The following is a 13,195-nucleotide window of genomic DNA, read 5'->3' on the forward strand; positions in this document are numbered from 1 at the left end:
ATAGGAATACCTTCCGGTCTAACCGTCCTATTATCTTTCGATTTGTTTTTTATTCTGAGCTATGCTTTTCCGGATTGATCAACGAGAATTTTGCATATCCGATCTCTTTCGAAATGAAAGACTGCGCCGGATTGCGGCCTAAATTCGGGCAAGTATCGAAAATGGAACGAATTATGAACGGTTTTTATACTGGCTTAGATGTAGGAATATTCCGTTTCTAATCGTAATTCGAATGCAGGATTCGAAGTTTTTCGGTATAATTTGATTGCAGAAGAGAGATAGAGAGTCGTAATATCAAGAAACCCTCAGGAAAATTGAAGCGGTGTTTTGAAAAGTTCCGGGAAAGGTTTTTGAAGTTTCGGCTAAGAGAAACATAAAACCGTAATATTTAAAATTTTGTATAGAATCAATTCTCAAGACATTGGCTAATTCGTTTTTATCATTCTTTTTACTTTTTTCGGCTTTACTTTCCTTACTTTTTGCTATCGGAGAAATATTCTCGTTTTCAAGAGGCAGTCGCAGGATCGTCTTATTCGGGATTTTTTTATCCCTTTCCTATTTTCTGTTTCATGCTTATCTCGTGTCTTCGCGAAATATTTTATTTTTCCCTTATTTATTTCTCACTCACCTCCCGTGCTCGGCCCTGTTGGGTGCGTTGTTGGAAAGATATTTGCTACTGGCTTGGGGTAATCCCGCCGAAAGACCGGGCAAATTTATGCTTAAGGTTTTGCCGGCGCTGGGAATAGCGATCTGGCTTACACCTTTTTACTTTCAGGATCGCGAAAGTAAAATTCGTCTTTTAGAGAAAATCGCCGTCTCAGGGACTGATTGGCATATAAAGATCCCTATATTATTTACTATGTCCGTCTTTCTCTATTTTTTGGTCTCGGTTCTTATACGACTATTCAGAACGGTTCGTTTTTCGGTCGTTCGGAAAGATATTAATTTGGCTACGATCTTATTTCTCAGTAGCTTCGCGATCTTGAGTACGTTTATAGGATCTTACTCGGTCCTTTTTGGCGGGAAGGACCCCTTAGGTACGATAGGGGCTTGGCTTGGCCTCTTTCTTTTATTTATTTACGTTTATAGACAGCGTTACCCCGAATTTTTTCTAGAGGTCCGTAAAGTCGTTGAGGAGGAGAAGCGAGCTAAGGCATCTCAGTTGGGAAAGTTCGACCTTACTGAAATTAAATCCAGATTGAAGGATCTTTTTGAAAACGAAAGAATCTACAGAGAAGAGGAATTAACCCTATCGACTCTAGCGGGTCGGTTAGGGTTGAGCACGCATCAGCTTTCCGAGTATTTGAACAGCGAGGAAAAGAAGAGTTTCTTTCAAATATTAAACGAATATAGGGTCCGAGAAGCTCAGGAGAAAATTCGATCGAGTCCGACGGATACGCTCCTGGCCATCGCTTATTCTTCCGGGTTTCGTTCTAAATCTACGTTTAATGATGTCTTTCGAAAGGAAACCGGCTTAACGCCTTCGGAATATAGAAAACGGATCCTAAAAAGATTCGAAAAATAGGTCCGATTCGATCGGACCGGACATCTTTTTGTCGCCATTCCGATCGGAGCGGTCGAACAGACCAGCAAGGTCGAGTATCTTTAGCTTATTCATTCCGAGAGGTAAAGAGATGCCGACATGCGAATTTAGTTGGGAATGTGCGAAATCGTTCGGAATTTTCCAACTTACGATGAATTTTCTTCGCTACTATCCGATTGCCGGATTGGCTTTTTTCATTTTTTGGGTTTGGAAGAGAGGAACATTTCAAAGGTTTAGAATTCAGAAACAGTTCCCAAAGAGTGAAAAGATCATATCCGAAATTAAGCAGTCGGCAGTAACGCTATTCATGTTCAGCGGGATCGCATTCTCGGTTTACGTTTTATCTGGATTGGGTTATTTAAATCGGAAAATTTACTTCAATCTTTCCGAGCACGGAGGTTGGATTTACGCCATCTTTAGTTTCATTCTGATCACTGTTTGGCACGAGACATGGTTCTATTGGTTTCATCGTTTGATGCACCATCGGAAGGTTTACCCGATAGTTCATTCCGTTCATCATCAATCCGTCAACCCCTCTCCTTTAGCGGCTTATAATTTCCATTGGTTAGAAGCGTTTCTTGAAGCGTTTTATGTAGTTCCATTCGTATGTTTTGTGCCTATACATTTCGGATTCTTTCTCGCGCACACCATATATGCAATGGTCATGAATATTTGGTGGCATCTGGGTTATGAGTTCTTTCCCGGAGGATGGACAAGTCACCCGATTTTAAAATGGATTAATACTTCAACGCATCATAACCTTCATCATCAGAAGTTTCACGGAAATTATAGTTTATATTTTAACGTTTGGGATAGAATTATGGGAACGAATTTTCCTTATTATGAAACCTATTTTGAACAAGTGGTTAATGCTCGCGATGATGAAAAGAATTCTCCCGAAGTCGTAAAAGAGGAACTCATCGATCAAGCAATCGGCTGAATCATCATCCTGGAATGTCTCTCAGATCGCGCTCGAAGCACATTTAAAGGTTTTCTTTTTCTTGTTTTTCGACTAATCGATCCAATAGATCTTTGATCTTTAATATCGTAGGATTTTCCGGTGAAAGTTCAAGAGCAAATCGGACGGTCGAGGCCGCCTGGTCGAATTTCTTAAAAGCGATATATATTTGTGCGAGGTTTATTAGATTCTTTAAATGGTTCGGTTCCCTTAATCTTAAACGTTCTCCGAAATTCAACGCTTTTCTTAGTAGGCCGGCTTTCCTTGCGGCAAACGATGCTATGTATAATATTTCGCTGTCTATGGGTTTTAAATCCAAGTAATCTTCGGCATATCGCGCGGCTTCCCGGTAGTTTTTAACTTTCAAATATAGTTGAATGAAATTCTTTTTTACTTCCGGAACTCTATTATTCAAGGTGTCGGCTTCTTCCAAGAACGAGATCGCTTCCCCCATCTCGTCGCTCTTAGTCATATTCCTGACTTTGATTAGAAGTTTTTTTATCTTTTCCTTTTCCTTAGTTTCCTCCGCGCTAACTTGCTCGTTTGTTTCGGAGAATGAAAGTCTGATCATCGAAAGATCGTCCGTGAGCGGTCCGCGACTTAAGATTCGTTCATAGATGCGTTTGAGATCTCCGCCGCCTTCCTCCACTAATCGCAGAAAAAGTTGTTCGTCGTCATTTAGGATTCTTGCTCCCGTTTCGTCGGTGGATAAAAGTATATCGTCTCGTCCGTCGGAGCCGGCTATGATTACATCTCCAGGTTCCAATTGAAAGGTTTTTATGAAAACTCTTCCTTCCAAACCGGTCGTTCCCAATTTGCGAAATAGAAGTTCGTTTTCGATAAAGGACGCAATTCCGTCGCGATATAAGACTGTCCAGGGGTGCTCCGCATTTATATAATATAAGATTCCGCTTTGATCGTCTACGAGTCCCATCACTAATGAAACCAACATCGATCCGTCAAAACTTTCGAAAACTTTATGAAGTTCCGTAAAGGCGCTCTTTAGCCAGTATTCCGGGGATTGTAAGCGTATCGATCCGATCAAGCGTGTTCGTTCGATAATGGATTCGAATACGGCGCCAAGAACTAATGCTCCACCGGCGCCTTGCATGGATTTTCCCATAGCGTCCGCGTTCAGAAAAACCGTGAAAGATCTGTTTTTGAGTTCGATATGATTCGCGATATTCATATCTCCACCGATCTCTTCTTCATAGTTTCTGAATGAGAATTTCTTTTTCTGCTCCAGAAAAAAATCCACTTTCACTTTTTCTTGAGTGGCTTTGTTTTCGCCGAGTGGGCGGATTAACAAGGAGGTTAGGAAATAATCGCCGTCTTGCTGCTGCTTTAGTTCCTTGATTTCGTCGAGCGTGTGTTCCAACTCTCTTGTTCTTTCCTTTACTTTTCCTTCCAGTTCCTCCGCATATTGCTCCAGCCTAGCTCTAGCAGCCTTAATCGAGAGGGTCATTCTATTGAAAGAACGCGCAATAAAGCCGATCTCGTCTTCAACGTGAGGGACCAATCGGTAATCTAGGTTTCCGGAATTGACTTCTCTTAATCCAATCACGATATTATCTAACGGAGTTAATAAAGCACCTTTGAAGAATAGTCTGAACCCGGCTGCCGTTACGAAGACGATTGATAGGAGAGAAACGACCAATATTAAAGCAGGCTGATGAAGATATTGTCTCAATGATTTGTAATCGAATCCTGCTTCGTAAATTATCCCCGTCTTGGGGTGAGTATATATGTATGAAACGTAATATGCCGGTTTTTCATCGCCCGGACGAAATGTTCTAATTCCTCTATAAATCCGTTCGCCTTCCTCTCGAATCGGAATCATCGTAGACAAGAATATACCGTTCATTTCCTCGTCGGTTTTTCCTTTTTCCACCTCGGACAAGAATATTTTCGAAAAAGAATCCAGTGTCGCCGATATGCCGGGCTCTTTCGAAACGAAAAGTTTGGAAGCTAAGGATTTATCGTTCTTTTTAGGCGAATTGTAAAATTTGCTTCGAATAACTTTCATCTTACTTTCCAACTGAATGAAGAAAGTATGAACTACCTCGTCCGAAACGATTTCCGATCCTTTTGACTCCAGAAATTCCATTAACCCGGCTCTATACGCAAAGAGATGCTTCGGGTCCTGTTCGATAATTGCGGACGAACGTTCCCGGCGTTGATCGGCTTTTAGGCTTCCCAAGCGAATCAACTTATTTTTATAGTAGAACAATCGCAGCTCGTCTTTATCGTTTATTCCCGTTCTTTTATCCTTATTTCCGAATTCCGTTTCCAGTTTCGAGGATTCCGGATCGAATGAGACTAGATAGCGAAGATCATCGGGTCTTTCTCCGTTTAAAACGACTAAGCGAGTGGTTTTCGTTTGAATCGTATCGAAGGACGACTCGTAGCCGTTGAGAATCGCATAGCCGACTAATTGAAATACGAGCAGAAAGGTCGCCATTGCTACGCCCACAATCCGACTCAGTATGGTAGTTCGTTCTTTCGTAATATTGATATATAGGACGATCATGATGAAATAGCCGGCGACAAGGGTTATGTCCGCGCATTGCTGGTATGCCGCCCTCGAAACCGTTCCATCTCTGCTTAAAGCGTTCATAACTCCCGAGAAGATGCTCAGAAAACAATACGATAATAGGATATAAATGACCGCCCGTCGATGTTTCCCTTTCTCGACGATCGCTCTCCAAACCCCTGCGGCGATTAAGCAAACGATATAAATCAAAACGATAAGCGAAAATATTTTATAAAACATAGGTGTTTGAAAATCCCAATGATGACTTCCGAATACGAATGTTCTCGTAGCCTTTAAGGATATCGTAACATAGAATCCTGCTACTATTAAGATTCCCAGGTATAGTATCGCAAAAAGGATTAGGCCGACTTTCTCCTTTTTGGGCTCCGGAAAATAAAAGAAAAATAGAAATAAATGAATTAAGCTGATTAGAGGAATCGGAATCATGAACCATCGATGGAAGATTGTCCATTCATCATACGATGAGAAACCGACAGCGTAAGCGGAATGATAGAAAATAGTGATTAAAGTAGCAATGCCTATATTAAGCGCCGCTTTACTTCTATCTTTTATTCCGAGGAAGAAAACAGCAGCGTAAGCCGAGAATAATGCCGCTAATAGGGAACCGAAAGAGTAGAAATTGAAATAAATCGGATCCATATGAGTGCGGGACTCCGAACGATCGCAAAAAACAAGTGAACGTCAAGGAAAATAGTTATTGCTCCTTTCTTTTTCGAACAACCCATCGATATATTCTGCGGGAAGCTTGCCTTTATGAACTGGAATTTTAAACCGAGCCTTTCGAATTGGATCGGTTTTGTATCCTCCGGTTATTTCGGGCGATAATGTCATCAAGTTATCGTATATAGGTTTGATCTTACATTTTGCGATGCAAAATAAGTTAAGAAAAATAATGTTAAACGAATAAAAGTTTCATTTTAATTCGTTAGATTCTACCGTCTATTTTATGCTAAGAACCTTTTTATGTTCAAGCAGGGAGTAGGTATAATGAAGGGGACCATTGCCGGAATTAACGGAAAAGATAGCAAAGTGATTATTATGACAGATTCCGGATATACGTATGGGATTGCGAACGTTGAGTATATGCGATTGAATCAAGTGGTGTCCGGCGACTTGAGAGGCAACGGTTTTGAAATTCTTACAAATCTTAACTCCGGCGACGATTTTGTTCTAGAAATCGAAGCGTACGATTGTTCCAGAGAGGCGGCTCTTCTTCTTTTGAATGAAAATTAAGAGGTATATTTACCTTTCTGAACGAGAAAAGAATACCACCTGCCGATTTATAGAATTAAATCGGATAAGAACTTTAGAACCCCTCTCTTTTAGGGGTTTTTTATTTCCAATGTCATTTATGCGTAAAAAGTCACCTAATGAATGACGCGGACGCTTTCATTGAATGAATGGTCGTCTGAATAGAATCCACCCTCCAGTAATATATTCGCTAAAAAAACTCTAAGAAATCTCTTCCGACTGAACTATAAGGAGTCAGTCGGGTTAGCTTCAGTATACTACACTTATCACTTATGTATAAAAGAATATTTTTACGTCAAGACAGCGGGAAAGAATACGATTGGAACGAATTCATTTTTGCTAATTGTGAGTTATGTGATTTTGAGTAATAAGTTTTATTATTTAGATAAGCGAAATGAATCTTATTCTTTATCACTTAACGGGATCGGCGCAATTATTTCTTTCCTAAAATTGTTCCAATTGTTTCTAAAATGACGCAGATATGTTTGAATTAGATATGCTACGACGGAAAAAGACAGTTTATTATTCACATAATTGAGTCGTCGCTACAGTTAGAACATAATCTCGAAATACGTTCGGTTTATTTCATGTAACATTCTAATCAGTATCATTAATAATTTGTAATAAGTAAATATTTTTATTGCTCTCTGTTGATCGATTCGTTAAAAACCGTCTTTCTACTGAAAGGAAAGAAATATTTTCCTCCGAGCTTAGATTGTTCGAGAGAATATCGGGACAGCTTAATGTCGAAGTTTATGAGTACGGATTTAATTGAGGATTTTACCGGGAGGAATATTTTGTCCGATCCAATAAAGAATATCCTGTATATAGACTCTGATGTTGCCTATGCTGAAGATCTAACCGCGCATTTTGAGAAAGGGGGATACGGTATTATCTGCGCTTCCTCCGTCGCAGACGCTCTGAAAAATTGCATGTTGACCGAGCCGCCGGCGATCATCGTTGATCCTTCCTTTTCGGATATCGATTGCATTAAATTCTTAAGATCCCTAAGAAAATTGTCTCCGGGGAGCGTTTTTATTATAAATACCCACTCGGAAGCGGTCGATCCGAATGTATCCTCATTACCGTGGATTCATAGCGTATTGGAGAAGGGGGAAGATATCTCTCGAATAGTCGAATGTGTTTCCTCCGTGCTTTGCGAGAAGGAAACTAGGCTTACTGAATTTCATAAGAAGGCAATCAACGAGGAGAATTTGTTATCCGAAGTTGCTTGGCTTCAATGGAAAGAGAATAGAAGAAGTTCTGAAAGTCTCACGATAGGCAAAAATATTCTAGATAATCTAACCCATAGCATTTCTCAAGGATTAGGCATCGGTTCCTTAATTACCAGATTGGATCTAGTTGAATCATTTCTCGTCCGGGAGAATGGACGATATTCCGTACCTACGGATTTGCTGGATTCCATATTCGAGAATAAGGACATACTTCGCGATTGGACAGATAAACTCGAAAAATTCAGATCTTTGTTCGATCTCGCTATATATAAAGAACGCACCCATTTTGAGACAGTTTTATCCTTGATCCGGTCCAGCGTAACCGAATTCGAAGAGTTTGCCAAAATTAAAAATCACCAGATATTCTTCGAAAACAAAGCTATCGATCAGTTTGTCTATTCGCATCCGGATTTCGTAAAGTTTGCATTTAGGGAGTTGATGGTAAACGCCATGAAATTTTCCCCGGAAAATTCTAAAATTCATATTCTATTATATTCCAATCGGAGTTATATTTCGCTTATCGTAATGAACGATATTTCGATCGGCGAGAGCGGAATTTCAGGTATACCCGAAGAATACTATTTCAAAGTCTTCGAGCCTTTTTTCCGTTTGAATCATATTTACGACGAACGATTCCATGCCCTTGATTTCGGTTTCGGTATCGGGCTGAATTTGACCCAAAATCTTGCCAGACAATCGGATTGCAAAGTATCGATATACGAGCTTAACGATTATACGGGTGAATCTTGTTCTCGCCGAGTGGCGGCCGAGATACAATTCTCGATTTGTTAATTTATTAAATAGTAGAGTATCTGTGGATTTATTTTTCCAAATGAGTAATACCCGGCATAAAGTTCTCGCGATTTGTATTTTGCCGGAGAGATACCTTATAGATCGAATTCGGTCTGAAATAGAAATCGAGGGTCGCGTTTAAATTCGAATATGGAAATCGAGGATGTCGTGGAAAGTTGATTTTTTATACAATATTTATGTAATAATATATAAATAATATCAGTTTATTATTAATATATTAAGCTTTTTGCTGGATCGTTGAAAACGGCTGTGGGCTCGCCGTAGAAGAGGGATAGATGGAAGTTGATTATGTGAGTTTGCTGAAGGATTTCCAAGCGGAATCCGCGGATCTGCTCGATTTAGCGGAACAGGCCGTGCTCGACATTGAAAAGGATTACAAACCGGAACAGGTAAATACACTATTTCGTGTGATCCATACTATTAAAGGAAATTCAGCGATATTCGATCTTCCGGCAGTATCGAAAATTTCACACTCTTTGGAGAGCTTACTAAATCATCGACGGAAAACCGAGACACGACCATCGGACGAGGAAATCGCTCTAATTCTCAATTGCTTGGACGAGATTCGACAAATGCTGTCCCAAGTTGAAAAAAATAAGGAATGGAATGTAGAAGATCTTCTGGTTCGAATTAATTCATTTTTAACGAAAATTGAATCCGGCGAAAAAGCAAGCTTCGGCCTCTATCCTGCGAAATCGGAACCCAAAAATGAAGAGAAAATTGTTCCGAAAGAAAAAGCTAAAATATCTATTCCTAAAAAATTTGCGGACAAGGCCAAATCCGAGAATAAATCTCTGTACTTTTTAAAATACCAGTCCAAAGAAACCGACGAACACGCCGGAATAGATCCGGTCTTAGCATCGGTTTCGGTCGTGGGTGAAGTCTTACTTAGTGGTCAATTGGACTCGTCGCAAAACGGAGCATCACAGAACGGTTCACATAAACGATATATAATCGTTTTGTCCAACTTAACTAAAGAGGATATATCAAGGAACACGAATATACCGGAGAATGCATTCATTGCAGTCGTGGAGAACCGAGGTAACGGAAAGGCAGAGAATCGGTTTCATGCCGCGTCGAATTCAAAGGACGAGTCCACTGTAATGGCGAAAGTCGATACATCAAACGTTCAGGCGGAATCATATTTAAGAATTCCGCTGCAGGCACTCGATCATATGATAAATTTAGCGGGCGAGACGATCATTGTTAGAAACCAGTTATTACAAAAAGTCGAATCCTATCAAGATCATTCGTTATTGTCAATCGTGCGAAATCTAAGCCAGCTGATTACATTGTCGCAAGAAAGCATTATGCGAACTCGTCTGCAAAAATTAGAATCGTTTTATAAAAAAATCCCGCGATTAGTTAGAGACTTAGAGAAAATTACCGGTAAGGAAGTCGAGCTCCACTTAGAAGGCGGTGAAGTCGAGTTGGATAAGAATATCATCGATACTATTTCGGATCCGATCACACATATGATTCGAAACGCAATCGATCACGGTATCGAGACAGCGAAAGAACGTACGAATGCCGGAAAACCTGCGAAGGGGAATATATTTTTTTCCGCTAGTTTACGAGGCGGTAATGTCATTCTAAAGGTGAGTGACGATGGGCGAGGTCTAAATTTCGAAAGAATTAGAGAAAAGGCGATCGAACGCGGAATACTTGGCCCGGAGGAGGCGGAAAGAAAGTCGACGGAAGAGCTTTCGGAGCTGGTGTTTATTCCTGGATTTAGCACTTCCCAGTCCGTATCCTCAACATCCGGTCGCGGCGTCGGGATGGACGTTGTCAAAATGAATTTTCAGAAGGCCGGCGGATCGGTTTCTATATCTTCAGTTTCAGGAAAGGGAACCATCATTAGCGCAACACTTCCTCAGACATTATCAATAATAAATTGCCAAATGGTCGCGACATCAGGAATGCATCTGGCTATTCCACAGGCTAATATTAGCGAATTGATATTGTTGGATCGAAAATTAGTTTCTTCGATAGAAAATAAGGAAGTCTACCAGTTAAGAGGCCATTTACTTCCTATACTAAGCACAAGCAAAATCCTGCAACTTCCCGACGATTATATTACGGAAAGCAGATATTTAGTCGTTGTTCACACTGAAAAACATCATTTCGGATTGTTAGTGGAAGAGATAGAAAATTCGGAAGAAATCGTCGTAAAACCCTTAACTAAAGACTTAGCCCGCCTTAATTTATATACCGGCGCCGCGATTTTGGGAGATGGAAGTGTTAGTCTTATTCTTGATATATCGGGAATTGCCAAGTATCTGAGCCTTCAGGCGAATATTTTGGAAGAAACAAAATCACTTTCCATTAAGGAAGTGATAGTGCAGGATCAATATCTGCTGTTTACAGTGAGAGGTCAATTATTCGGTATAAACTCGAACGAGGTTCAGAGGATTGAGATGATCGATATTAAGCAAATCGAGTATATCATGAAACGTGAAGTGATCCAGTATAGAGGCGAAGTTTTGGAGCTTTGCCGATTGGAGAATTATTTTAACCTTGCGAGCGAGCAAGTTCATTCTCAAAGTACCGTTATTCTTATGCATTTTGAAGACGGTAAAAAAGGATTATTAGTGGAAGAAATCGTAAACGTAGTCGAGGAAATTCCGTCGTTTACAAAGAGCGAAGATTCATCCACGGGCGTTTTGGGCAGCGGTGTCCTCTCCGACCAAATCGTAATCATAATAGATGGTAAGACTGTTCTTAGTAAGGTAAGTAAGAATATAACGTTAGTTGATATATCTAAAGGAGGCGGATTAAATGGATGAAGCTGACAATCATAAACAATTTCTATCTTTCTTTCTTGGAAAAGAAATATATGGAATCCCTTTGGAAGAATGCAAGGAAGTAGATCACAATAAGAAAATATTAAAGATCCCTTGCGCTCCTACTTACATAGAAGGCATTGTGAATTTAAGGGGCGACGTAGTAACGATCTTGAATCTGCAGAATCTTTTCGGAAAACAATCCAATCCGGATAAGGATAAGTATTCCATAATAAGATTGAAAGGGAAGAAGCAGGCTTTTGCCATATTAGCGGACGAAGTTTCGGACATCATCGAAGTTTCGGAGAAGAATTTCGAACCTTGCCCCTCGCATCTGGATGAGAAGGAAGGCCGATATATTCGGAATGTGGCGGTATTTAAAGGCGAAACATTAATCGTCTTAAATCATGAAGAATTATTACATTTAGAGGACGCGTAAGGGGAAAAGCATGTTTAATTTTGTTTCGCAAAAGAACCAAGTAGAGAATGAACGGAAACAAATGTCCGTTTCAGTGACCGATCAAGAAGTCGCGATGCGCGATGGAACTACATTAGTTTCAATGACCGATTTAAAAGGAAAGGTCATCTACGCAAATAGGGAATTCTTGGAAATCGCGGGCCTTACCGAAGATGAATTGGTTGGCAAGCCGCATAATGTAGTCCGCCACCCGGACATTCCTCGAAGTATCTTCAAAGATTTTTGGGACACGATACAGGCCGGTAAACCTTGGAGAGGCATCGTAAAAAACAGAAGTAAGAGCGGCGATCACTATTGGGTCGACGCGAATGTGGCTCCTAGAATCGAAAACGGCAATACTGTCGGATATATTTCCGTTCGCAGAAAACCGAGTCGATTGCAAGTCGAGTCGGCCGCTAAACTTTATAAGGATATATTATCCGGAAAAACGAAATTGGATTCCACTAACTCGAGATGGCTTTCCATTCGCTTTAAGTTATCCGCTTATATCTTTGCGAACGTACTTGGACTTTCCTTTCTTTCTGGGGCGATTTATTTCGGTTTAAACCATTTGGTCGCGTATGCAGGAGCAGCTCTGTTTGGAGTAACTCAGATAGTATGGGGATTCTATAATATAGGGTATATTCTGAAACCCTTAAAAGAGTCGACCCAAGTCGCAAATAGGATCGCAACTGGAGACCTGTCCGTTAACGTCGTGCATAACCGAAATGATGAGATCGGGGAATTGGATAAAGCCATTTTAAGTATGTTGATCAATACTGCGGGATTGATCGCTAGATTAAAGGAAAATGGAGATATCCTACTCCAATCTTCCAGCGATCTATCAGGCGCCAGCTTAAATCTTTCTTCCGGAACGGAGCAAATGTCTCAGCAATCGCAAACGATCGCGGCTGCTGCAACGCAGATGAATCAAAATTTGAGCATGGTTTCAAGTTCGATCGAGGAAATGTCGGTATCAGTCGGCGAGGTAGCGAAGAAAGCTGCGGACTCGGCTAAGATCGCTAGAGAAGCCAATTCAACGGCCCTTGAAACTGGTGAAGTCGTAAAAGAACTGGGTGAAAATGCAAGAGAGATCGGTAATGTCATCGAAAGTATTTCGAATATCGCATCGCAAACCAAACTTCTCGCATTGAATGCGGCTATCGAAGCTGCGGGAGCCGGAGACGCGGGAAAAGGTTTTGCAGTGGTCGCGTCCGAAGTGAAAGAGCTAGCGCGGCAATCAGCAGAATCTTCCGAGGAGATCAAGAGTAAAATTTCAGCCATCCAAAGAAGCACTGAAAGAGTGATCGAGTTTATTGGACGCATCACGAACGTGATAGCCGAAGTAAATCAGATCAGCGGTAGCATCGCCTCGGCAGTAGAAGAACAATCGATCACTACAAAAGAAATTGCGGCAAATGTCAGCCAGACGGCTTTAACTTCTAACGACGTAACTAAGAATATCAACGGCATATCGACGGCTTCCGTAGATGGCGCTAAAGACTCAGGTCGCGTATCTAAACTTTCTCAATCGTTGCAGGAATTAGCGGCAGGCCTTACCTCGTTGGTAAACCAGTTTAAGATTTAATGCAGGATTAAAG

General features: G+C 40.8%; 8 protein-coding genes. 7 read left to right on the forward strand and 1 reads right to left on the reverse strand.

Annotation, left to right across the window (positions count from 1 at the left end; translation table 11 throughout):
* The first annotated feature begins 421 nt into the window (after nucleotides 1-421).
* A complete protein-coding gene (locus LEP1GSC058_RS04620; protein WP_016548719.1) occupies nucleotides 422-1,525 on the forward strand; it encodes a helix-turn-helix domain-containing protein in 1,104 nt (367 codons plus the stop codon).
* 109 nt (nucleotides 1,526-1,634) lie between these two features.
* Complete coding sequence (locus LEP1GSC058_RS04625) at nucleotides 1,635-2,483, forward strand: sterol desaturase family protein (RefSeq protein WP_016548411.1); 849 nt, start codon at nucleotides 1,635-1,637, stop codon at nucleotides 2,481-2,483.
* Nucleotides 2,484-2,526: 43 nt separating this feature from the next.
* Here the strand turns inward: LEP1GSC058_RS04625 and LEP1GSC058_RS04630 are convergent, their stop codons facing one another.
* Nucleotides 2,527-5,694 (reverse strand): SpoIIE family protein phosphatase, encoded by a 3,168-nt coding sequence (locus LEP1GSC058_RS04630; RefSeq protein WP_016548300.1) that lies wholly within the window; start codon nucleotides 5,692-5,694, stop codon nucleotides 2,527-2,529.
* Between the two features lie 348 nt (nucleotides 5,695-6,042).
* Between LEP1GSC058_RS04630 and LEP1GSC058_RS04635 the strand changes: the two genes are divergently transcribed.
* The 5 genes from LEP1GSC058_RS04635 (at nucleotide 6,043) to LEP1GSC058_RS04655 (ending at nucleotide 13,182) form a co-directional block, all read left to right on the forward strand.
* On the forward strand, nucleotides 6,043-6,288 hold the full coding sequence (locus LEP1GSC058_RS04635) for a hypothetical protein (RefSeq protein WP_016548530.1): 246 nt from the start codon (nucleotides 6,043-6,045) through the stop codon (nucleotides 6,286-6,288).
* Nucleotides 6,289-7,103: 815 nt separating this feature from the next.
* Complete coding sequence (locus LEP1GSC058_RS04640; RefSeq protein WP_232224614.1) at nucleotides 7,104-8,333, forward strand: sensor histidine kinase; 1,230 nt, start codon at nucleotides 7,104-7,106, stop codon at nucleotides 8,331-8,333.
* Between the two features lie 296 nt (nucleotides 8,334-8,629).
* On the forward strand, nucleotides 8,630-11,140 hold the full coding sequence (locus LEP1GSC058_RS04645) for a chemotaxis protein CheW (RefSeq protein ID WP_039948027.1): 2,511 nt from the start codon (nucleotides 8,630-8,632) through the stop codon (nucleotides 11,138-11,140).
* The gene (locus LEP1GSC058_RS04650) at nucleotides 11,133-11,576 is read left to right on the forward strand and encodes a chemotaxis protein CheW (RefSeq protein ID WP_016548427.1); all 444 of its coding nucleotides are present in this window, start codon (nucleotides 11,133-11,135) and stop codon (nucleotides 11,574-11,576) included. The genes LEP1GSC058_RS04645 and LEP1GSC058_RS04650 overlap by 8 nt, the downstream gene beginning before the upstream one ends.
* A gap of 10 nt (nucleotides 11,577-11,586) precedes the next feature.
* Nucleotides 11,587-13,182, forward strand: a complete 1,596-nt coding sequence (locus LEP1GSC058_RS04655) for a methyl-accepting chemotaxis protein (RefSeq protein ID WP_016548402.1) — start codon at nucleotides 11,587-11,589, stop codon at nucleotides 13,180-13,182.
* The last annotated feature ends 13 nt before the right edge of the window (nucleotides 13,183-13,195 follow it).

Origin of the sequence: Leptospira fainei serovar Hurstbridge str. BUT 6, from assembly GCF_000306235.2 — a bacterium.
Classification (GTDB): domain Bacteria; phylum Spirochaetota; class Leptospiria; order Leptospirales; family Leptospiraceae; genus Leptospira_B; species Leptospira_B fainei.